This is a genomic window from Pantoea sp. y20, assembly GCF_054903455.1.
In genome coordinates this window covers 479,793-502,508 of record NZ_CM142816.1, presented here as the reverse complement: position 1 = coordinate 502,508, position 22,716 = coordinate 479,793, and the positions used below count along the sequence as shown (strand labels likewise).

The 22,716-nt window shown below is 53.3% G+C and carries 22 protein-coding genes; 12 read left to right on the top strand and 10 right to left on the bottom strand.

The genetic code is table 11. The features are described from left to right. The first annotated feature begins 292 nt into the window (after window positions 1-292). The 7 genes from nac to ACYAC5_RS02205 all read left to right on the top strand — a co-directional run bounded on the left by nac (window position 293) and on the right by ACYAC5_RS02205 (window position 5,206). Window positions 293-1,216 (top strand): nitrogen assimilation transcriptional regulator NAC, encoded by a 924-nt coding sequence (gene nac / locus ACYAC5_RS02235; protein WP_049851333.1) that lies wholly within the window; start codon window positions 293-295, stop codon window positions 1,214-1,216. Between the two features lie 109 nt (window positions 1,217-1,325). Next, the gene (locus ACYAC5_RS02230) at window positions 1,326-1,751 is read left to right on the top strand and encodes an acetyl-CoA carboxylase biotin carboxyl carrier protein (protein ID WP_277974431.1); all 426 of its coding nucleotides are present in this window, start codon (window positions 1,326-1,328) and stop codon (window positions 1,749-1,751) included. 112 nt (window positions 1,752-1,863) lie between these two features. Further along, complete coding sequence (locus ACYAC5_RS02225) at window positions 1,864-2,616, top strand: SDR family oxidoreductase (RefSeq protein ID WP_137385023.1); 753 nt, start codon at window positions 1,864-1,866, stop codon at window positions 2,614-2,616. Between the two features lie 22 nt (window positions 2,617-2,638). Beyond that, entirely contained in the window at window positions 2,639-3,334 is a 696-nt protein-coding gene (locus ACYAC5_RS02220; protein ID WP_061718311.1) for an amino acid ABC transporter permease, read from the top strand. A gap of 5 nt (window positions 3,335-3,339) precedes the next feature. Beyond that, complete coding sequence (locus ACYAC5_RS02215; RefSeq protein ID WP_137385021.1) at window positions 3,340-4,095, top strand: amino acid ABC transporter permease; 756 nt, start codon at window positions 3,340-3,342, stop codon at window positions 4,093-4,095. A 9-nt stretch (window positions 4,096-4,104) separates the two neighbouring features. Then, the gene (locus ACYAC5_RS02210; RefSeq protein WP_101762314.1) at window positions 4,105-4,842 is read left to right on the top strand and encodes an amino acid ABC transporter ATP-binding protein; all 738 of its coding nucleotides are present in this window, start codon (window positions 4,105-4,107) and stop codon (window positions 4,840-4,842) included. Window positions 4,843-4,930: 88 nt separating this feature from the next. Next, on the top strand, window positions 4,931-5,206 hold the full coding sequence (locus ACYAC5_RS02205) for a fimbrial protein (protein ID WP_101762315.1): 276 nt from the start codon (window positions 4,931-4,933) through the stop codon (window positions 5,204-5,206). A 40-nt stretch (window positions 5,207-5,246) separates the two neighbouring features. Here ACYAC5_RS02205 and ACYAC5_RS02200 read toward each other — a convergent pair whose 3' ends face one another. From ACYAC5_RS02200 to ACYAC5_RS02170, 7 genes are all read right to left on the bottom strand, one after another. After that, window positions 5,247-6,257 (bottom strand): fimbrial protein, encoded by a 1,011-nt coding sequence (locus tag ACYAC5_RS02200; protein WP_462062346.1) that lies wholly within the window; start codon window positions 6,255-6,257, stop codon window positions 5,247-5,249. 11 nt (window positions 6,258-6,268) lie between these two features. Further along, window positions 6,269-8,827, bottom strand: coding sequence for a fimbria/pilus outer membrane usher protein (locus ACYAC5_RS02195; RefSeq protein WP_462062345.1), 2,559 nt, complete (start codon window positions 8,825-8,827; stop codon window positions 6,269-6,271). An 11-nt stretch (window positions 8,828-8,838) separates the two neighbouring features. Then, window positions 8,839-9,525 carry a fimbrial biogenesis chaperone gene (locus ACYAC5_RS02190; RefSeq protein WP_462062343.1) on the bottom strand — a complete coding sequence of 229 codons (687 nt, stop codon included), beginning with the start codon at window positions 9,523-9,525 and terminating at the stop codon, window positions 8,839-8,841. Window positions 9,526-9,578: 53 nt separating this feature from the next. Then, window positions 9,579-10,103: a fimbrial protein gene (locus ACYAC5_RS02185; RefSeq protein ID WP_101762319.1), complete on the bottom strand. Its 525-nt coding sequence runs from the start codon at window positions 10,101-10,103 to the stop codon at window positions 9,579-9,581. Between the two features lie 692 nt (window positions 10,104-10,795). After that, complete coding sequence (locus tag ACYAC5_RS02180) at window positions 10,796-11,965, bottom strand: Gfo/Idh/MocA family protein (RefSeq protein WP_462062342.1); 1,170 nt, start codon at window positions 11,963-11,965, stop codon at window positions 10,796-10,798. 10 nt (window positions 11,966-11,975) lie between these two features. Then, window positions 11,976-12,899, bottom strand: coding sequence for a TIM barrel protein (locus ACYAC5_RS02175; RefSeq protein WP_110868105.1), 924 nt, complete (start codon window positions 12,897-12,899; stop codon window positions 11,976-11,978). 147 nt (window positions 12,900-13,046) lie between these two features. Then, window positions 13,047-14,075, bottom strand: coding sequence for a LacI family DNA-binding transcriptional regulator (locus tag ACYAC5_RS02170; protein WP_101762324.1), 1,029 nt, complete (start codon window positions 14,073-14,075; stop codon window positions 13,047-13,049). 317 nt (window positions 14,076-14,392) lie between these two features. On the opposite strand from ACYAC5_RS02170, the gene ACYAC5_RS02165 reads away from it, so the two are divergent. The 4 genes from ACYAC5_RS02165 (at window position 14,393) to ACYAC5_RS02150 (ending at window position 17,708) form a co-directional block, all read left to right on the top strand. Continuing rightward, a complete protein-coding gene (locus tag ACYAC5_RS02165) occupies window positions 14,393-15,274 on the top strand; it encodes a sugar phosphate isomerase/epimerase family protein (RefSeq protein WP_007888450.1) in 882 nt (293 codons plus the stop codon). Between the two features lie 141 nt (window positions 15,275-15,415). After that, entirely contained in the window at window positions 15,416-16,435 is a 1,020-nt protein-coding gene (locus ACYAC5_RS02160) for a LacI family DNA-binding transcriptional regulator (protein ID WP_280172379.1), read from the top strand. 101 nt (window positions 16,436-16,536) lie between these two features. Beyond that, entirely contained in the window at window positions 16,537-17,418 is an 882-nt protein-coding gene (gene yghU, locus ACYAC5_RS02155) for a glutathione-dependent disulfide-bond oxidoreductase (protein ID WP_462062341.1), read from the top strand. Next, entirely contained in the window at window positions 17,418-17,708 is a 291-nt protein-coding gene (locus tag ACYAC5_RS02150; RefSeq protein WP_309836177.1) for a DUF1330 domain-containing protein, read from the top strand. The genes yghU and ACYAC5_RS02150 overlap by 1 nt, the downstream gene beginning before the upstream one ends. Window positions 17,709-17,753: 45 nt before the next feature. Here the strand turns inward: ACYAC5_RS02150 and ACYAC5_RS02145 are convergent, their stop codons facing one another. Next, the gene (locus tag ACYAC5_RS02145) at window positions 17,754-19,205 is read right to left on the bottom strand and encodes a methyl-accepting chemotaxis protein (protein WP_462062340.1); all 1,452 of its coding nucleotides are present in this window, start codon (window positions 19,203-19,205) and stop codon (window positions 17,754-17,756) included. A gap of 233 nt (window positions 19,206-19,438) precedes the next feature. On the opposite strand from ACYAC5_RS02145, the gene ACYAC5_RS02140 reads away from it, so the two are divergent. Then, window positions 19,439-20,374, top strand: coding sequence for a glycosyltransferase family 2 protein (locus ACYAC5_RS02140; RefSeq protein ID WP_312464383.1), 936 nt, complete (start codon window positions 19,439-19,441; stop codon window positions 20,372-20,374). 44 nt (window positions 20,375-20,418) lie between these two features. Here ACYAC5_RS02140 and ACYAC5_RS02135 read toward each other — a convergent pair whose 3' ends face one another. Together ACYAC5_RS02135 and ACYAC5_RS02130 are read right to left on the bottom strand one after the other, a co-directional pair. After that, complete coding sequence (locus ACYAC5_RS02135; RefSeq protein ID WP_280172376.1) at window positions 20,419-21,666, bottom strand: O-antigen ligase family protein; 1,248 nt, start codon at window positions 21,664-21,666, stop codon at window positions 20,419-20,421. Next, window positions 21,667-22,635, bottom strand: a complete 969-nt coding sequence (locus ACYAC5_RS02130) for a glycosyltransferase family 8 protein (protein ID WP_462062339.1) — start codon at window positions 22,633-22,635, stop codon at window positions 21,667-21,669. Window positions 22,636-22,716: the final 81 nt, after the last annotated feature.

The following is a 22,716-nucleotide window of genomic DNA, read 5'->3' as shown; positions in this document are numbered from 1 at the left end:
GGTCACGCGCCAGCGCCTGACGCAATGTTAATAGAGTGTTACTTTGAGTGCCGGTTAGCAGCGCGCACCGCCGGTTTACTCACTCCCATCATCGCCAAATCTAATGAGTGAATCGCACCATACCAGTGCAAAGGTCGCTGTTTTACCCTCGCCGTCTCGGCAACTGTCCAACTCAGCACCTGCCGTAGGAGGCACTGTGGCTCTACCCTCCTGTCTGAGTTCATTCGCGAAAGCCTATTTTGGCATCAACTTTGCTTGATACCCGCTATGCGTTCTGTTGGAGGAAGCGTTCATGAATCTTCGTCGCCTGAAGTACTTTGTTAAAATTGTTGATGTGGGCAGCCTGACCCAGGCCGCCGATATTTTGCATATTGCCCAGCCCGCGCTGAGCCAGCAGCTGGCTACGCTGGAAGGGGAAGTGAATCAGCAACTGCTCATTCGTACCAAGCGCGGCGTGACGCCGACCGAAGCCGGGAAAACGCTCTATTCCCACGCACAGGCGATTTTACGCCAGTGCGAGCAGGCACAAAGCGCCATCGAGCTGGTCGGCGCGTCACTGAGCGGCAGCGTCTCGGTTGGCTTAGCGCCGGGCACCGCGGCACAAAACCTCGCATTACCGCTGATGATGGAAGTGCAGCAGCAACATCCCGGCATCGTGCTCTATTTCAATGAGAACTTCGGCACTACGCTGAGCGAACTGATCATGAATGGTCGCATGGATATGGCGGTAATTTACGATCACCGCACCATTCACGGTCTGCGCTTTATGCCGCTGATGAAAGAGGATCTCTACTTCGTCTGTCCGTTCAGCCTCGCGCAACCGGTGAAAGAGATCCCGCTGGCGCAGGTGGCGCAATACGATCTGTTCCTGCCGCGCGTCTACAACATCATGCGCAAAGTGCTCGACGATGCCTTCGTACACAACAATCTGCAGTACCGCGTGAAATGCGAGATCGAGTCACAAACCACGCTGAATGCCGCCCTGAGCGCCGGTCTCGGCACCACCATCATGCCGGAATCCGCCGCGCGCGCGATGCTGAAAAGCGGCGATGCGTGGATGGCGAAGATCGTCGATCCGGATGTGCAGGTGTCGCTGTCGTTCTGCATGTCGGATCACCTGCCGCTGTCACAGCCGGCCGAAGCGGTGAAATCGATCCTGCTGTCGCTGATGTCGCGCCGCAACGTTGAGAATCATCCTTTGACGTTGGTGGGATAAGTCCCGCTTATTGCCGCAAAGCGAAACCCTCTTACTGCCCGTATTGCGAACGCGCTAGATTACGATTTTGCCCGCTCAGGCGGGCGTGTTTCGCTTTGACGGGAATTCCATGGATAAAACCGCAATACCGCTGCCGACGCTGCGTGCGCTGGCGCGCAAGATGCAATCCTCCGGGCTGAACAGCCTGGCGCTCGATGGCAAGCAATGGTCAGTGCGGTTGACCTTCGCCGCTACGCCAGCCGCGCCAGCCACGCCCGCGCCTGTCACGTTTCCCGCCGCAGAAATCCCCCCCATCACGCAACGCATCGGCGCACCGATGCCCGGCACGCTGCTGCGCCGCCATCCGCATAGTCCGCAGGATTTTGTCGCGCCCGGCCAGCACATCGAGGCCGGTGCGGTGGTGGCGCTGGTGCAGGTTGGCCCGCTGTATGTGCCGGTGATCAGCCCGGATAGCGGCACGGTGCAGTCGTTCGCGGCAGAGCATTTGTCTGCGGTGGAGTATGGCGAGGACGTGTTGATGTTTCAGTCGCCATGAATGGCAGCCCTGCGGGGTTATAAGGGGCGCTTATTGCCTCAAAATTTTTATGTCTTATGCCCTTGCGGCATAACTGCATACAGTCAAAAGACGCCATAACGAGGAGAGGCAGATGCCATTTTCAGATTACAAAACCGCGCTGGTGACCGGCGCATCGGCGGGAATGGGCGAAGCGATTGTTGAGCGCTTGTGCCAGGAGGGCATCACCGTGCACGCGGTGGCGCGCCGGAAAGAGCAGCTGGCAGCGCTGGCCGATCGCACCGGCTGTATTCCGCACGCGGTGGATGTCAGTGACATAAAGGCGCTGACCGCGCTGTGCCAGGATCTCGAAATCGACATTCTGGTGAATAACGCTGGCCTGTCGCATCCGGGCTCGATCCTCGATGCCGATGAGAACGTAATTGAAACCCAGGTGGACGTCAATCTGCGCGCGGTGCTGCATCTGTGTCGTTTGCTGGTGCCGGGCATGGTGGCGCGCGATCGTGGCCACGTTTTCAATATCACCTCGATTGCTGCCATCTACAACTTCAACGGTAACTCGGTGTATCACGCCACCAAAGCCGGCGTGCATGCCCTTTCGCGCCAGCTACGCGTCGATTGCTACGGCGCGCGCGTGCGCATCACCGAAATCTGTCCGGGCCGCGTCGCCACCGATATCTTCGGCAACGTGTCAGGCGATCACGAAGAGGCGCGCCGCCGCTTCATTGATGGCTTTGAATTGCCGCAGGCCAAAGATATCGCCGACTGCGTTGCTTTCGCGCTCGCGGCACCGCTGGCGGTAAATATCGGCAACATCGAAATCACCCCGACATTACAGGTGCCGGGCGGTCTTTCCACCATGCGACCGGGCGACCACAGCGCGTAGCAGGCGATGATGAGGTAACAGAATGGCTCTCGATTTCAGCAGTGTGATAACCGGCCAATACGGCCAGATGATCGTTGACGGAACGGTGATCACCCTTGAACTGGCGTTGGGTGCCTGGCTGCTGGCGATGGTGCTGGCGCTGCTGCTGGTGGTGATTCGCCTGACTGAAAACCGCATCGCGGTTGGGCTTGTCAAAGCCTATGTCTCTTATCACCGCAATGTGCCGACGCTGATCCAGTTGATGATGTGGTACTTCGCCATTCCCACGCTGCTGCCGGAAGCGCTGCAGATGTGGATCAACAACTACAACGCCGAGTTCCTGTTCTCCCTCACCGCGCTGGGTCTGTGTCAGGCGGCGTACTTCTCCGAAGATATCCGCAGCGGCCTGCGCGCCATTCCCGACGGGCAGAACGAAGCTGCGCGCGCACTCGGCATGAGCTACGTGCGCGCCATGCACGGCGTGATTCTGCCGCAGGGCATTCGCAATGCGATGCCCGCGATGATCAACCACACGGTGCTGCTGTTTAAAAACACCAGCCTGGCGATGGTGATTGGTGTGGCGGATCTCACCTATGTAACGCGCGATATTGAGAACCAAACGTTCCGTACCTTCGAATCTTACATCGTGGCGACCGTGGGCTATCTGTTCTTCTCCCTGCTGCTGATGGGCCTTGGCGCACTGCTGGCCCGCCGCTTCCAGCGCGTCTATGCGAGGTAATGGCGATGTTTGAGATGTTCACCATTTTGCATGACAACGGCATGCTGCTGTTGATGGGGCAATACCCGAACGGTCCGATTGGCGGCGTGCTCTGTACGCTGCTGATCTCGGTGCTGGCGGTGCTGCTGGCGTTTCCGATTGGTGTGCTGCTGGGCCTGGCGCGCCTGTCGCCGTGGCGCTGGCTGAGCTGGCCCGCCACCGGCTGGGTTTATCTGCTGCGCGGCATCCCGCTGATGATGGTGGTGTTCTGGACCTACTTCTGTGTGCCGCTGCTGATCGGCCACAACATCAGCGGCTTCGCCACCATGCTGTGTACGCTGGTGATTTATGAGAGTGCCTATATCGCCGAGATCGTGCGCGGTGGCATTCAGGCGCTGCCGCACGGCCAATACGAAGCCTCACGCGCGCTCGGCATGAGCCACCTGAAAACTTTGCGTCTGGTGATCCTGCCTCAAGCGCTGTTCAACACCTTGCCCAGCCTGGTCAGCCAGCTGGTGTCGATCATCAAAGACAGTACGCTGGGTTACGTGATTAACGTGCCGGAGCTGACCTTTGCCGCCAATCAGGTTAGCAATCAGCTGCTGACCAAACCGTTTCAGGTGTTCGCCATTGTGGCGCTGAGCTATTACCTCATCTGCTTCAGCCTCACCTGGCTGGCCAATAAACTCGAAGCGCACATTGCGCAGAAACGTCGTCAAGCACCGCAGCCAACGCCCAGCGTGGCGCCCGCGGTGATGCTGACTAAAACCTCCTCGCAATAAGGAAACCGCATGGGACCGATGATCATGTTTAATCAGGTTAATAAATGGTACGGCGCGTATCAGGCGCTGACCAACCTGAGCGCCGAGATTAATCCCGGCGAAGTGGTGGTAGTGTGCGGCCCTTCCGGCTCGGGCAAATCGACGCTGATCCGCACCGTTAACCGTTTAGAACCGATCGATGACGGCCAGATTGTGTTTGATGGCACCGATATTCACGGCAGCAGCACGCGCCTCAATCAGCTGCGCACGCGCATCGGCTTTGTGTTTCAGAGCTTCAACCTGTTCCCGCATGTGACGGTGGCCGAGAACATCATGATGTCGCCGATGAAAGTGCTGGGCGTGAAGCGCAGCGAAGCGCGTCGTCAGGCGGGTGAATTGCTGGAGCGTGTGGGCTTAGCGCATAAAGCCGATGCTTATCCGGCGCAGCTTTCCGGCGGCCAGCAGCAGCGCGTGGCGATTGCCCGCGCGCTGGCGATGAAGCCGCCGGTGATGCTGTTCGATGAACCGACCTCGGCGCTCGATCCGGAGATGGTCGGCGAAGTATTGTCGGTGATGCGCGGTCTGGCGCAGGAAGGGATGACGATGATGTGCGTGACCCACGAAATGAACTTTGCCCGTGAGGTGGCGGATACCATCTGGTTTATGGACCAGGGACAGATTCTGGAGAAATCACAACCAGAACAGTTCTTCACCCAGCCGCAGCACCCGCGCGCGCAGCGCTTTCTAAGCGACCTGCGATCGCATTAAGGGGGATATTTTTTCACTATCGCCATTTTTAATTAAAGTTTGGTCCTAACTTGTCGTTCTTCTTTATGCCACCACCAGGAGAAGACCGATGAAAACAGCATTCGTATTATTTTCTGGTTTGCTATTTGCCCAAGCCGTTCTGGCTGAGGGCGGTACCGTTTCTTTTACCGGTGCGATAGTTGAGCCTGCCTGTACGACGACGACCAATAGCCAGCATGCCGCAGTGCAATGTAGCCAGAATGGTGTCGATAAAGTGCGTCAGATTAGATTCAATAAGCAACAGCAGACGCTGCCGTTTCAACTCGGCAATGTCAGCGTGCAATCATCGGGCCATATTAAAGCTGTTGAAGTGATCTATCGGTGAGTCATCACTGACAATTTTCCCCCGCCAGGGGGAAAATTATTTATTGATAGGTCAGAGTGAAAGTCGCGGAACTGTTAGCTGTGCCAGGTGTAATGGTGGCGGTCGTTTGGTAATAACGCGCCTGAAGCGGAATGCTATAATTCCCCGCGCTGGCCGAGGTTCCGGCAACAATATTGGCGCCCAGTTGCACAGGCGCATTATTAAACAGCAGCTGCACGCCCACTCCACTTGCCGTATTGGCACCTGATGTCAGATTTAATACCCCATTGGTGGAGTTTTGGGCATTTCCATCAATTTTCACATTGATGCGGGTGCCGGCATTACAGTTAAGCGGAATGGTAAAATTACGCGTAAAGCTGGCATCGGGTGAACTGCCTGTCCCACTGAACGCACGCTTATCCACGTTGCCCATATTCACGGCGATGGCAGTATTACTGACTGAACACGCCAGCGTTGTGACACTAAAACCGTTCATAAGAATAGTCGATTCCGGTGAATGCCAGAGCGCCTGGTTGTTGCGCAAAATAAACGATCCTGCCTGCTGCGCGGTGACCATCCCCGATCCGGTTGGACCGGTTTTATAGAACTGTAGCAACGCTTGCTCGCGCAGAGGTTGTCCCCCCATTAATCCATTGACCGAACACAGCAACCTATTGTTCGCATTACCATCTCCCGTTTCGGTTCCATCAACCCAGCCACTTGAGTTACTGCAATTGTTCACTGAGATGGCACCGATAGCAAAGCCAATCCCCGCAATATTGGTGCTGTAAATTCGCCGGCCCCCAATGGTCGTGACATAGCTACCGGTGCCTTTTACGCCCACACTTTGAAAAGTCAACGCGGGGGCTGTGTTAGTACAAGTATATGTGTTCACCGCACCCGAGGTGATCTGGCTGCCAATTAACGATCCCACCGGTAAATCGCGTTGAATCACTATCGCAGGTGGAGAAACTGTCGTCGCGGCTGTGGTGGTGGTACAGGTATAAGCCTGCGCAAAGTTAACGTACAACCCAATGAAAAAAATGCTCGGTAATAAAAGAAATAAACGCATAAATGCTTCCTTTAGCGGCACTGTGCCGTCACAGAATTGACACCAAACTGAGCCTTTCCTAACGTAAACGGAGCCTGACATTCGCCGCCCTTCCAGTTCACCTTAACCACGCCCGCTGCGGGCACGCCGCTGAGGTAAACATGTTGTTTGTCATCAACGATGCCATGCGAAAGGGTTTCGCCGTTGGCAACGCTGGCACGTGCGCCGAACGGTACTTGACGCCCACGCAAGGTGACGACCATTTTTGCCCCCGATACCGTGGGATAATTGGCTAATGCTACGGCCCCCTGCGTAGGCACCACTGTTTGGCTGTCACTCAGCAGATCGACGTTATCGCCGAGCGAATTGGCATCAAGCGAAAGCGAGGTGCGGCGATAAGGTGTTACGTTGGGTACGACGGCATAACCTCTGCCATCAGTCAGCACGCCGGTTTGGTTGAGCACGCGAACCGCTTCCGCGTCTTCAGCACGCACTAAGGCCATGGTGTCACCCAACGGCTGGCTCAGAGTCACACCATAGGGATGCACCACGATGCCGCCCGTTGCGCCGTAATTCAGTTGTCGGGTATTACGCGAGTAGTTATAGCCAGCCTGGTATTCGCCAAAGCGTGCTTTATAGTTGACTGACGCATTGCCATTGGCGCCAACCCCTTGATTGGTGTAACCCTGCTGCACGCTATAGCTCAGGTTATTGTCTGCCAGTGCAGTGCCTGACAACCCCACCGCGCCAGTAGTTTTATCGTGATTGTCGGTGCTGCCCGAGAAGTTCAGCCAGCTTTTGGGTAAAAATCGGTCGAAGGGAATCTGCACCGCCAGCGAAAAAATTTGATCGTGGTTGGTGTAGAACGGCGTCTGTGAATAGCTGTAATTAAAGGAGTAATTGATGGCGTTGAAGCTGGTGTTATAGCCCAGCGTCAAACTGCGCTCCTTGTCTGTCACGCCCCAATATTGTTGCTGGTAAGCGGAGAGAAAAAGGCTGCCATAATCACCCAACGATTGATTAACGTTGAGTTGAGATTTACTGCGTCTGTTATGGCTATAACGCCAGTTTCGCCATTCGCGTCGGGCTTGTTCAACTTCATTGCGGTTGTTGGGATTACCCCGGAAACCCGGCGGTAGTGTATTCGCGTAATAGCCATTAGCTTCATTAAAATCGTAATAACCAGAGGTGGAATAACGGTAGCCCGCCAGAGTAAAAGTGGTGCCGCTCATTGCGACATCTTTTGCATATTGAAAACGAAATGAGCCACCGCGATGAGTTTCTTCCATTAAACGGGCATTGGCGAATGTCCCGTCCAGCGAAATCGAACCCAATAACCCCAGACCTTTCCCCACACCAACCGATGCTGACGTGTAATCCCCCGACAGAATAGATCCACCATAAACGGTCGAGCTATAAGGCAAACCATAGATACCAGTGCCTTGTATAAAGCCCGGTTTTTTTGCCGATCCCCCGGTTGAACGATATTGCCCGGCCGTGAAAGCATATTTGAAACGCCCTTCACGCTGCATGATAGGCACCGCAGAAAATGGCTGAACAAACTGTCGGACGCTGCCATTCGCTTCTTTTATTACCACCTCAAGATCGCCACTGGCAGAGGTAGGATAAAGATCGTTTATGGCGAAAGGTCCGGGTGGCACATAGGCTTGCCAAATGATGTTACCGTCCTGACGAATGGTAACTTGCGCATTGCTCTGCGCAATGCCTCGTACAACGGGTGCGAATCCTCGTAAGCTCTCGGGCTGCATATTGTCGTCTGAGTAGAGCTGAGCTCCGCGAAAGGGGAAGCTATCGAATACCTCTGATGGCGTATAGCTCTCTCCCAATACCAGCTGGCTTTTCCAGGGTTTGATGTCACGCTGAACGTAGGTATTAATACTGTTCCACTTATCATTACCCTGACTATGGCTATAGGTGGTGTAGTTGCGCGCGCGCCAGGCCCCGAGATTGATACCGCTACGCAAATTGAGATACGCGTTGTTATCACTTCCCTGACGATAATCACTCCAGTTATTGGCACCTGAATAGCCATAATTCATAAATAGCGCGTTGACACCATCGTCCCACTCCTCTGGGCCAACATACCCTTGTGCGTTATGTCGTACATATTCTTGTGGAATGGAGACGTTTAAGCGTTGCTGGCTTAAATCAAAGCGGGTTTGCGCCTGCGGGATGATGGCAGCGATATTCGTCACTTCCTGCGCAGGTGAGATTTTCACGAAAGCGGGTGTGGCATTCTCTTTCACGCCCCACCGCATAAAATCGGCTTTCATTAATAGGGGCTGCAGACCCTTCGCACCGGGTTCAAAGCGTATACTTTTTGATCCAACAAAATTGTCGTTCAGGTAAACGTCGGCGTTGTAAACGCCCGCCGCCTGGCCTCCACTGTGGCTAAAAGTGGAAAGATCCAGATTTGCACGCTGGCCGCTGTGTCGTTCCACCGTGTCAGGATCAAAATAATCCTCTGCAACCACATCATTAATGGATATTGCAGCCAGTATTAACATGTTAAGTAAGGTGCGCTGAAAAGCAGGCCTCAGCGTTAAAGGTATATTTTGTCTCATCGACATGGCCCTCTCCTTTAATCGGTGCCCACTTTTAATGTTTGTTCTGCTGTAATGCCGCCGAAATCATTAATCGCTCGCCAGCTCACCGGATTGCCAACATGCACTTTTTGGCCCAGAACGATTTCCTGTGAAGGCAACACCATCGGCGGTTTGGTCAAAGTTGAACCGTTTACGGTCAGGTCGTAGAGCGAAACGCTGTAAGGCGTGGGATTAAACACGGCGAGTTTGCCCTCACGCTGGCGAAATTTGAGCCTGGTAAAAGCCAATGTGGGATCGCCGCTTAACTCTGCGGGCCGGTAAAATAACTTCATCTTGTTTTTAATAGTGATAACGAGATCGTTAGTGGCCTGACGATTGACCGTGGGGATAATCTTGATATTCAACCAGTGCACGGATTCCTGATCGTCTGGCAACGTGTGACCACTGTAGATAACGCGCACCGAATTCTGGCTATGAGGCTCAAGGCGGAAGAGCGGGGGCGTGGTGATGAAAGTGTCATCAGCGGTATCACTCTCTTCCTGACTGCTAACCCAGGATTGAATCAAATAGGGACGATCGTCTGGATTAGTCACACTTATCGCGGCCAGCTTGTTTTTACCGTCATAAACCAGACGTGTGCCGCCAATCTGCACACCAGACTGAGCCATAGGCGACAGGCACAAAAGTGCCATGGCCAATGGCCAAAGACTTTTTTTAAACATCCATCTCTCTCCGTGACGAAAGAAAGAGCCGCATGACGCGGCTCTGAAACTACTTAGTTGTAAGCAATGGTGAAGGTCGCCGTGGAGTTTGCTGTACCCGCAGTAACTGGCGTGGCCGTAGCGTAATATTTCGCTATATAGGTCAGTACATTAGGGCCGGCTGCCGTGATTGGACGATCAGCCGATTTGCTGGCGATAGGGATGAGAGTGGAACTGTCTTGCTCATATAGCGCGACACCCACATTGGTGGCAGTTTGCCCTGAGTTCAGAGCGAGGATTTGGTTATTTCCCGCAGAGGTTGCGCCATCGAAACGTACGCTGGCCGAGGTTACCGCAGCAGGACAACTTGTCAGATTAATGTTGAAGCGAGTCGGTGCCGCGGTGACACCGGCTCCGGTGAAGGTTTTGCTCGAAACGGTGCCCAGATTCACGGTTTGGTTGGCAGAGCCAGTATCTACCGTGCAAGCGTTATCGGTAATTGTACCCGTAAAATTAATCGTGCCATCAGCAGCAGTTGTCGTGCCAATAAATCCAAGAGAAGCCGTAATTGCAACTAATACTGCGAACTTGCTTTTCATGATTAAGCCTCAAAAATCGTCATTAAAAATGTCTCTGCTAAAGCAATGAACTTTCATTTCCATAGCAGAAAAAAACATTAATCGAAGTAATGTTGGAGCCCTTCGACCGCTTTAAGTAAATGACAACTTTCAACCTATTGAAAGTTTTTTTGATTATTCGTGCTCAATTTGAAATATAACCCTAAAAAAATTAGCGCGAGGGTAAATTTACAGATCTTTGATCTTTTTTAAGATCTTTTTTTAGAATAAAAAACTTAACATTTGTATTTTAACGATCTAAAGATCTAAAAAAACACCTAAGACAGTATTTTGTTCGATCAAGACAAAACTCAGTATCCTCAAGATATGTCTGCAATTGCCGCCGGAAAGGCTAAAAAACGCGAGATGATGTTTACACCATCAAAACAAAGACGGTTATTATTTATACGCTTCTTATAACGCCGGCTTAACTATTACAGAAATAAAACTGTTATATTACGTTGCGTTAATTGCACGTTTAGTGATTATTTAATCTGGGGAGAATGAATTTGCGCTCTTGATAAAGAGCGCGTAGAGGGGTGAAAAATCATTCAAAAAATCGAGTTAACTTTTATTTAAATTGGCAGTGAATTCTGCAATTTCGAGGGTCTAAAAGCGACCGCGGAAGATTGAGTCATTAACGCCCTCTTGCTCCGCACATGAGCAAGGCCCATTCAACACGCTATCCATATGGCTCCCGCATCCGCAGACTTCACGCACTGCTCCACCCAACGCACGCCCATCAAACCGGCATGCGCGCCCGGATACCAGAAGTCTTTCAGGAATGCCTGATCGCCACGATCGGTGGCATCCATTGCCAGCGCAAAACGGCGATAGAGATTGGACCAGGCTTCAAACAATCCTTCCGGATGTCCGCCGCCAATACGGTCGTCAGCCAGCGCACTCGGATGCAGATAACCCATGCCGCGCTCGAGAATCTGCACCGGCTCGCCCTGCACTTCATAGCGCAGCTGATTCGGCTGCTCATCCCACCACTCCAGGCTGGCTTTCTCGCCGATCACCCGCACCTTCTGACCGTGCATCGAACCGCAGTTCACCGCCGATGCCCACATGGTGCCGACTGCGCCGTTGTCGTACTCCATCATCACGAAGGCGTTATCCTCCAGCGGCGCGCGGGTTTTGACAAAGCTCTGGCGGCTGCACAGCAGGCGTTTGATCTGCAGATGCGGCACCATGGTTTCGGCGATAAACAGCGGATGCGTCGCCAAATCGCCCAGCACATAGCTCGGCCCGACGAAGCGCGGATCGACGCGCCACTTGGTGCTTTCGTTCTGCAATTCAACCGCTTCGTTATGGAAGCCGTGCGCGAACTGCATGTTGATGATGCGGATCTCACCCAGTAAACCTGCGGCAATCATTTCACGTGCCTGATGAATCAGCTGATGTCCGGCGTAACCATAAGTCACACCGATGATTTTCTTCTTCTCAGCACACAGCTGTTCCAGCTCATCGGCCTCGGCAGCGGTGAAGCACAGCGGCTTCTCACACACCACATGGAGACCCGCATTCAGTGCGGCGCGGCAGATGGCGAAGTGCGTGTTATTGGGTGTGGCGATCGACACCGCTTCGATGCCGTCGGCGCGCGCCGCTTCTGCCGCAAACAGGGTTTCGTAATCTGCGTAGCAGCGATCGGCTTCGATACCTAGCGAAGTGCCAAAGGCGCGGCCGCGCTCGGCGTTGATATCGAATGCGCCTGCCAGCAGCGTGAAGTTGTTATCACGCGTGGCCGCCGAACGGTGAATGTAACCAATCTGGCTGGTGCCGCCACCGCCAACCATGCCCCAGCGCAGCGAGCGATTCAGAGCCTTAATGCCGTTGATCATGTTGTTCTCCTCAGAATCCGACCGATTGCAAATAGTGCAGGCTGGCGGTGACGTCACGCAGGCTGGTGTCGGCATCACGCGGATCGCGCTCCTGCTCGACGGTGATCCAGCCCTGATAATTGCGCTCCGCCAGGAAGGCGCGCACCGCCGGATAATCAATTGCCCCTTTGCCAATCGGGCACATCACGCCTTCTGCGCAGGCGGCAAAGAAATCGACGCCGCGCGCAATCACGTCGCGCCATACCGCATCGTTAACGTCTTTGAAGTGCAGATAATCGATGCGATCCCAGTAGCGGCTGAGGTAAGGAATCGGATCCATGCCGGAGTAGTACAGATGGCCGGTATCGAGGCACAAACCAGCGACTTCATGCGGAATGTCTTCCACCAGCTGTTGCAGCTCGTCGGCGAACTCAATGCAGCCACCGGCATGCGGATGGATCACCGCACGCACACCGTATTCGTTCCAGGCAATCTGGCTCAGCGTGGTGATGTGCTGCATCATGCGCTGCCACGCTTCAGCTGACAGGCGCGGCGCCTTGGCGGATTGACCAGCGTATTTGGCGCGTTCTGGATTACCGAAGTCGATAATCACCAGATAAGGTGCGGGTTTGTTGTCCGCATGGGTTTTGGTCGCGGTCGGTACCAGAGACAGGTTGCGACAGATGTTGTGCGTCAGCTCAACCATCGCCGGAAAATTGGCTTCACTCACCAAATCATCAAAAATGGTGCCCGCCACCAGCGACAAGTCGTGCGCTTCCAGCTGCTGACGCAGTTCGGCAGGCTCAACCGGCAGATAGCTCCATGGGCCCAGCTCAATGCTTTTATAACCGGCCTGCGACGCTTCACTCAGGACTTTCTGCCACGGCGGCAGGAAGGGATTTTTCGGGTCATCAACGCCCCAGCTACAGGGCGCGTTAGCAATATGGATAGTCATGATCGTTCCTTGCGATAGTGGATAGCGCAAGTATCAAATAAATATTTCATCATCAACAACCATGAAACATTCATTTTTTGATAGCGATCATAGTATTTCGCATCATTAAAATGATAGAAAATATATCAAATACAGCAACGACGCGGCCTACAGGTTTTCACGCGTGACGATATCAAACGGCAGGATGATCTGGGAGAAATGATCGCCCGGCTGCGCATGATGCTGCTGCACCATCTGCGCCAGGCGCATGGCCATTTCGTCGATGCGGTTGCGGATCATCACCGTAATGGTGCCATCAATCAGCGCCAGCTCGCCCTCTTTCACCGGACCATGACATATCAACGCCACCTTACGCTGCGGCTGCTGGCGCAACGCATGAATCACGCCCTCAATGCCGCCGCAAGGCGCGAAGATCAGTGCCAAATCGGCATGTTCTTCCAGTAACTGACGCGTGGAACGGTAGCCGCCATCAATCGATTCATTGGTTTTCAGCGGCTCCAGCACGCGTCGCGCGCTGTCCTGCTCACGCAGATAGGAGCGGAAACTGATCTCATTGCTCTCCTGACAGATAAAGCGATGGTCGCCCACCAGCACGCCGACCGAACCCGGCTGATGCAACAGATGCGTGGCAATCCACGCGGCGGTGCGTCCGGCTTTCTGGTTATCCAGACCGACATAACCGGCGTGACCGCACGGCGAAAAGTTGGAAAACAGCGCATAAACCCGCACGCCCTGACGCGATATGTTTTCTATCGCATGGCGAATCAGCGGGTGGTCCAGCGCGACTAAGCCAATCGCATCCACCTGCCCGGCCAGCGCATACAGCGAGGCCACCACCGCTTCCACATCATCAATGTCGTGCCAGGTAAAAAGCGGTTCGCTGCCTGCCGGATGAAACGGCTGCGTATGCTGGCGCAGCGCATCAGTGAGGGAATGATAGAACGAGTAGGATTTTGACAGCAGGATAAAGCCCATGCGCAGCGTCACGCTGGCGGCAGGCGCGGTGCCGCTCAGCAGCGGCACATTGCCGATGCGATAACCGAGGCGATTAGCGGCTTCCAGCACCTTCTGCTCCGTTGCAGCGCGCACCGGTGCACGACGATTTAACACGCGATCGACGGTCGCCACGCCAACCCCGGCGGCGGCGGCAATCGCGGTCATGGTGATTTTACTCATGCGCAACTTCCTGAATGATATGATAATAAATTATCAAAAATAATGCCTTAACCTGCGGTAAATCACCAATCATCCCGCACAGAAATCATCAGTAATTGGCTTCGAGTGATAGAGAATCTCTCATTATTTTGATCGCTCTCGCAAAAATGAAATAACTCATTTCATCTTAATACCATTCAGAATAAATGTTTGATATTCATGTGCGTATTCAAAGCGGTCCGGCTGATGGTTTCACATCAGAATACGTGATGAAGCGCGTAAAAAGATCAGTATGGTCATCATCAAAGTCCGCACCGCTTAACGCTCAGGAGAAAACAATGAAAATCGCTTTTGATGTGGATGTAATCAGGGATCTCGGCATCACGCGCATGGTGCATCAGGTGGCGGAATGGGGCTACAAGTACATCGAGCAGTCGCCGCACCCGCAGATCAACCCGTTTTATAAACATCCGAAAGCCAGCCGTGAAATCATGCGCGAATACAAAAACGCGCTGAATGCCACCGGGCTGGAGATCTCCTCGTTCATTACCGTATATCGCTGGTCCGGCCCGGATGAACTGCGTCGTCAGGCGGCGGTGAAGAACTGGAAACGCATGATCGAGATTGCCGTCGAAATGGGTGTGCAGGTGATCAACACCGAGCTGTCGGGCAATCCCAACGAGCCAGAAATTTGTGAAGAGATGTTCTATCGTTCGATGGAAGAGCTGCTGCCGATCATCGAACGTGAAGGCATCCGCGTCGAGATTCAGGCGCATCCGTGGGATTTCTGCGAGCAGAGCAACGAAACTGCAGACATTGTGAAGTCATTCCGCAGCGAAAACGTGAAGTACATCTACAGCGCACCGCACACCTTCTATTACGACAAAGGTGTGGGCGATGTGAAGAACATGCTGCATTACGCCGGCGATGATCTTTCACATATGCTGATCGCCGATACCATGAACCACACCAAACACTGCCGTTATATCGTCAACCCGCCAGGCGTGGATGCCACCATCCACCAGCACGTGGCGGTCGGTGAAGGCGAAGTGAATTTCGATGCGCTGTTTGAAGCACTGCGCGAGATGAATTTTGCCAACCGCACCTTTAAGGTTGGCGGCGAGTCGATTATCTCGGCGGCGCTGTTCGGTTATCCGGAGAAGATGAAGTATCAGGCGGTGGAAACCCGCGAGCTGATTGAGCGTGAGCTGTTGGGATAGTTGAGTGCGCGCTGATGCCCTCACCCTAACCCTCTCCCACCGGGAGAGGGAACGGGATGGTGCGGCTTGCTCGATCGGTCCCTTCTCCCGCTGGCGGGAGAAGGTTAGGATGAGGGCCCGCTCTATTGGAATGCACGCAACATGAAAGCAGTGACGCTGGCCGAGCTGGCAAAACAACTGGGCGTCGGTGTCGCCACGGTTGACCGGGTACTCAACGATCGCGGTGGCGTATCGCCCGCCATGAGCAAAAAAATCCTGCAGGCCGCGCGTGACGCCGGTTTAAAACGCATTTTGCCCGAGGAACATCGCCATCCGTGGCAGATCGAAGTGCTGCTCAGCGGCAACGCCTCCTTCTTCTTTCAGCAATTAGCGCAAGACTTTGCCAAACTCGCCGACCAGCTCGGTTATCGCCGCCTGCGTCTGCATCGCACGCTGATCCCGGAAAATGCACCGGAAAAACTCGCCGCACACATCACCGCCAGCAGTAAAAAGATGGATGCGCTGATCGTCTTCGCCCATCAAAACCCGCTAATCTACGATGCGCTCGCCGCCTGTAAAGCGCGCGGCGTGCCGGTGATCACGCTGGTCGCCGATCTGCCCGATGCCGCGCGGCTGTGCCACGTCGGTATCGATCAATACAAAGCCGGGCGCACCGCCGGTTTGATGCTCGGCAGCATGCTGTCGCAGCCGGGTGAAGTGGTGTTGATGAGCGGACGCGCGGATTACGCAGCCCACCGCCTGCGCATTGAGGGCTTTCAGGCGGTGCTGGCCGAACGCTTTCCGCGGCTGCGCCTGCGCGAGATTCTTGCCGGTCAGGATGAGCGCGAACGCATTAGCCGCCTGTTAGAAAAAACGCTGGCCGCCTCGCCGCCGATTGTCGGGCTGTATAACACCGGCATTGGCAACACACAGGTGCACGAAGCGCTGGCGCGTCATCGTCTCGACGGTAAAGTGCTGTACGTCACGCACGAGTTGTACAGCACTACACGCCGACTGTTGCAGGATCGCGTGCTGAACCTCACCCTCGATCAAAACACCCTGCGCCATGCTCAGCTCGCCTTAACGCTGATGCTGCGGCATCTGGAAGAGGGCGACATTCCCGACACCTATCAGCCTGGTAGAGTGGACTTTATGCTGTTTACGCAAGAGAACTTTACATAATCGGACTTTGCGTCCCACCGCCAGCGCGGTTAAATCGCCTGTATCACGCGCTGCTACACTCAGTAGCAGCAAAAATACAATCACAACAAGGCGAAACCACTATGTCGGAACATCAGTATCAGCCCGCGAAAGTCTGGACCTGGGACCCGGAAGCCAAAGGTAACGGCGCGAAAACCAACCGTCCAACCGCCGGGCCGACGCATGACAAAACCTTGCCGATCGGCAAACATCCGCTGCAGCTATACTCGCTCGGCACGCCAAACGGCCAGAAAATTACTATCCTGCTGGAAGAGTTACTGGCGGTGGGTGCCAAAGACGCCGAGTACGATGCCTGGCTGATCCGTATCGGCGATGGCGATCAGTTCTCCAGCGGTTTTGTCGATGTAAACCCGAACTCGAAAATCCCGGCGCTGAGCGACCATTCCGTCACGCCACCGCAGCGCGTGTTTGAATCCGGCAATATCCTGCTCTATCTGGCCGAGAAGTTCGGTCACTTCCTGCCGACCTCGCTGGCAGGCCGCACCGAAACCCTGAACTGGCTGTTCTGGCTGCAAGGTTCTGCGCCGTACCTCGGCGGCGGCTTTGGCCACTTCTATCACTACGCGCCAGAAAAAATCGAATACGCCATCAACCGCTTTACGCTGGAAGCTAAACGTCAGCTGGACGTGCTGGATCGTCAACTGGCCGACCATCGCTTCCTCGCCGGTGACGAATACACCATCGCCGATATCGCCACCTGGCCGTGGTACGGCAATCTGGTGCTGAACAACCAATATGGCGGCAGCGAATTCCTTGATGTGCAGTCGTACAAAAATGTGGTGCGCTGGGCAAAAGAGATTGCCGAGCGTCCGGCGGTGATTCGCGGGCGTAAAGTGAATCGCGCCTTTGGTGCCGAGCCGCAGGATCAGCTGCTGGAGCGCCATGATGCCGCCGATTTCGATAACAACACTGAAGACAAACGCCAGGCGCGAGGAGAGAAATAATGGCTGCATATGTGGTGTTTATTAAGGACGAAACCTTAGACCAGGACGAGCTGACGACGTATGCCGAGAAAGCCGGACAGGCGCGCGGCGACCATCCCATCAACCCGTTGGCGTTTTATGGCGCCCTGGAAACGCTGGAAGGCCCGGAAGCGGAAGGCGTGGTGGTGCTCGAATTCCCGGATGCTGAGGCGGCGAAAGGCTGGTATTTCAGCCCGGCGTATCAGGAAGCCAAAGCGCATCGCCTGAAAGGCGCGAAATACCGCGTGCTGCTGGTTAATGGCGTAGAGTAACTAACGTAAGGTCGCCATTCATGGCGACCTTTGCAAAGGTCACGCTTACCCCAACTTAAATAACGAAATCGCCTGCTTCAGCGCATTGGCCTGCTGCTGTTGCTGCTGCGCCACTTGCAGCGTTTCGGCCACGTGCTGCACGTTATGATGCACGCTGTGATCAATGCTATTGATGCTCTGCTGAATCTGCTCAATGCTCAAATTCTGCTGCTCACTCATCGCCGACAGTTCCGTCACCAGCTGCGATAACCCGCTAATACTGCTGTGAATCTCGCGCATGGTTTGCGCCGCATGCTCCACCTGCACGGTGCCGTGTTCGGTGCTGGTGGAACTGGCATCCATCAGTTGACGGATTTCGCGTGCCGCACTTTCGCTGCGCATCGCCAGATTACGCACTTCGCTGGCGACCACGGCAAAACCGCGTCCCTGATTACCGGCACGCGCCGCTTCCACCGAGGCGTTCAGCGACAGAATGTTGGTTTGAAACGCAATACCGTCGATCAGCTCCAGGATGATCTTCACCCTTCTCGACTCTTCGCTGATTTTCTCCATCGAGCGAATCGCCGACTGGATATTCTCTTCACCACGCGTCGCCACCGCGCGGGTTTCACTCGCCAGCTCGCACGCGCTTTGCGCTTTGTCCCGGGTTAAGCTGGCAGCGATACTGATTTCGCTCATAGCGCTGGCCGCCACTTCCAGCGCTTGCGCCTGCTCGTCGGTACGCGTCGAGAGCGCGGCGTTGCGCTCCAGAATGCTGTCGGATTCCGCCAGCAGTTGACCGACGCCGTCGCTGACCTGATGCAAAGTGCCGTGTAGGGTCCCAAGCGTAGTACTGAAGGTGCGCGCGAACGGCGTTTCACTCCGCTGAGTATCGGCACGCAGCGTGAGATAACCGGCTTGCTGATTAATGTGTGCCGCCAGTTGCGCCACTTCGCTGGCCGAGCGCGCATCCGCTGCCATCTGGCGTGCAATCACCAGCAGCATCGCGGTTTGCACCACGACAAACAGCGCGTGGAAAAACACCATGTCCCAGCCGGGATGATGAAACACCACCACGCCAAACAGATCATTTTCCTGCAGATAATTGAATAACACATGATGCGTGGCTGCCGCCGCAGCGCCCATCACTAACGGGCGCACATCTCGCCACGCCAGCAGCGCCGACATCAACACAAACACCGAGAAGTGGTATTCGGTTGCGCCACCACCAACCTGAATAAGCAGCCCAGCCCAGCCGATTAACAGCGCGGATAAGACCAGCCGCGACGTGAGCGTACCGCGCAGCGCGGTGCCGAAAAACGTCGCCAGCAGCGCCAATACCAAACCCGCTATTAGCGCCACCAGCACGCTGTCATTTAGCCAGCCAACGCCAAGTGCAATCGGCAACAGCGCCCAACTGAGGATCACCGCCAGGCTATCCGCGCGCTGTGCGATACGTTTGAGCGAAACCATCTCCACCGGCGAAGCCGCCGGGCCTGACAAGGGCGTTGCGATCATGACATTTTTCCACACCAGAAGTTGATCGTAGAGCCCCAAAATCGTGGGGCAAAGCGCACGGACTCAGTGGTAAAAAACATCGGCAAGGCGGGAGGAAAGTTTAGTTGTGCTCACTAGCGACGTGCAGAGCTGTGAGTATGATCACCTAAACCATGCAACACAATTTCATTCCCTTCAGCGTAGAAAGCGATAGACTTGTTAGCAATGAATGCTCTCAGAACATTAACGGATAGATGCTAACTATGGATTCACCTTGCACTCTCAGCGTCCTGGTCACGGCTCACAATTGCGAAAAATACATTGTTGAGACGTTAAACAGCCTCAAAAAGGCCTGCTCTGGCGTTGAGGATGCGGTCGAGGTTGTGTTGGTGAATGACGCATCCACAGATAACACCAGCGCGTTGCTGCACAGCTTTGCCGCTTCATTCAGCCAGGTGAAAATCTTTGACGTGATGTTCCGTAACATCGGCAAAGTGAGAAATTTCGGCGTCAGCAAATGCAGCGGCCATTTTGTCACGATGCTGGATGGTGACGATCAGCTTTTGCCGAACTCTTTTGCTGACATCGTGCAGTTTTTGCAGGCGCAACAACCCGATATTCTGCTGGCGCCGCTGAATGAAATTTATGAAAAGAAGACCAAACTACAACAGTGGAAAGGTTTGCAGGTTAACGCCTTGTCGCAACATCAGGTGATTGAAAAATTCCTCATCCATCGTGATATTCAGGCGCATTTTATCGGTCAGTTTATTAAACGCTCGCTGTTGGAAGATAACCATTTCCCTGACTTCAGTTGCTACGAAGATGCGTATTTATTCCCCTCGATTCTGAAAGCCAGTCAGACGATATTTTTAGCGAAGCAGAGCCCGTATCTCTATTTCAAACGAGAAAAAAGTCTCTCCAGCGCGCTGGATGCCGATAAAATATCGATGCTGATCAAAGCCACGCAACAGATGGATAATGTGCTCGGTGAAAGCTACCGCAACCTGCTCGCTTGTCACTGGATCAATCTGGCGCATAAGTTTTATCCGCTGATTAACGATGAACATGAGAAACAGGTGGTGAAGCAGGCGATTGAAAACGTCTCTTTCGTTTCATTTTTGCTGGACAGTAAAGTCAGATTTAGTTTGAAGAAAAAATATCTGAGAATGAAATTGCGGAGAATGAGCTGAAGCGTTGAGAAAATCGGTCGCCTTCAATGGCGACCTGACAAATATTAGATATGCGTTCGGGGCTTATGCTGCATCAGCGCATAGCTCATAATAATCGATGCCATCAGAATAAACACTGAACTGCTTTGAATCCATACGGTATCGGTCAAACCGAATATAAAAATGGAAACAGGAAGCAGCGCGACATCCCATGCCCGACGACGCATTGCCGCCACAATTAAACCCACATAAAAAAGAATCAGGGTGACAGCACCCGCGATACCTTGCAGCGAAAGCGTTTCTAAAAAATCATCGTGCAAGTGATACATCACATTTTTATAAGCCTCAGGATTAGCGCGTTCATAGGTTTTAATATAAACGCGCGCTTTATCCGTTCTGTCATCCGGACTTTGCCCCAGCAGCGACCAGGAAACGCTGTGATAGCCACTTTTCCAGATCGAGAAGCGCGCACCAATTGAGGTATCATTATTTTTCTGATAGCTGTCTATTTCGTTCTGGATGTTGTCCAACCGATGCATAATGGAGCTGGGCATGAAGAACAGCCCCCCCGCAATGCAAAGAACTAAAATCACCAGCGAATATTTTCCTGCCCAGCGATGAACCAGATAAAAACAGAGCAAGTATAAAACGGGCAGCACCAACACCGCCGCACGTGACTCAGTGAGGAACATCAGCAGCATATTCACCACAAAGATAGCGGTGAACAGCAGAATTTGATTAAGGCGGCGAACTATCACCTTATTCACAATAAACAGGGCAGTTAATGCTAACGCCGTCATCAGGTATGAAACGGTACCGGCTGAATCTGTGAGTAATTTGATGCGTTGCTGCGTCTGAGCATGTTCGTACCAGCCGGCGCCCAGCGTCAGCAGCAAGCCAAAAATTAACAAGCACACGCTAATGCGCAGGACTTTCGCTGACAAACAGTGACGCCACGCAATGAAAAAATAGCTGACAAAAGCGGAGATAATGAAAAGTTTACCGCCCTGAAAATAGTTATCCACTACATCGCTAAAATAGGCATCGGCATAAATACGCGACCATATTACCCTGACTATGCCCAATAATAGAATGGGAACGGCGACGATGAAAGCACTCTTATCGATAATGAATTTTCTTTTTATTCCCTTGGCCAGCAGAAAGAATAGCGTTAAATAACCCACCAGATAGAATGTTTTCTTAGGATATGCGGGGATAACTAACGAGGTCGCAAATGCCAGGGTTAACAGCAGAAAGCACAGCTGATAAATATTGCTTTCGGTTAACAGCGGCTTTAAACGTAAAGTCTGCACTCAAAAATACCTCATTTTAAAATACTTAATGCGCCAATAGAGTGCCGGCATCCATTGATGACTACGGAACAAAAATTTGTACATTCTCTTTGCTTGTTGCGCGTTTTTCGGTGTTTCAAAAGAGACGTCGGCTAATGGTGAAATCTGATAAAGATCGCGATAGTAATGGCCAACGTGCTGTTGATTCCACCGCTGCCAGGGTTTATCGGCACCCGCATAATGCAATAAGCAGGTATTTTTCGGCACATCCTGTGTATAACCGCTATCATCGTGTGAGAGCATATTGATGGTATTAAAGCGCGTTTCCGTAAATATCACACGGTCCTCAAGCAACGTATTCAACGCATCCTGATCAAGATACTGGAATTGTTTTCCCTTTTCGTTAAGCAAATTAAAAGCGCGTTCACTGATCTGCTCGCGGTTCCACTTTTGAACATCAATCAGCATCATGCCGGCATTAAAATAGCGCTTTCCACGCAAGCCCACCTTTTCAGCCAACTGCGGTTGCAATGCCTGAATCTCGCCAACCACCAAGGCAATAACGTCAGCTGGCATGGCAATCTGCCATAATTCATCAAGAGGATTCAGACACACCATATCGGCATCGAGATAAAGCAATTTAGCGGCATGCGGCAAGATAAGCGGAGCGAGAAAACGATAATAGGTCGCGCGAGTGAACAACTCTGTGGTAGGGAACGCGCTAAACAAACTATCCTGAATATGATGCAGCGTTAACCCATGTGACGATCCAGCGAATATTTTTTCCAGACGCGCAGTATCAACTGCAGATATTTCCGAAGAGATAAGATGAAAGTGATAACGAACATCATTGGCATGCTTGATTATCGACATGATGGTAATCAGCGAGTGGCCAATGAATTTACCATCAACACCAAAAAAAATATGCCGGTCGCTGTGCGAGGGAAAAAGGTGCTGAGAATTTATGGTGTTGAGAATCTCTTTATCCATCCTGCACTTCTCTCCGGTCGAAAGCATGCGTTCTGTTAATGCATCATGCCTGAGCAATCATTAACCAGAGACAATTCTGGT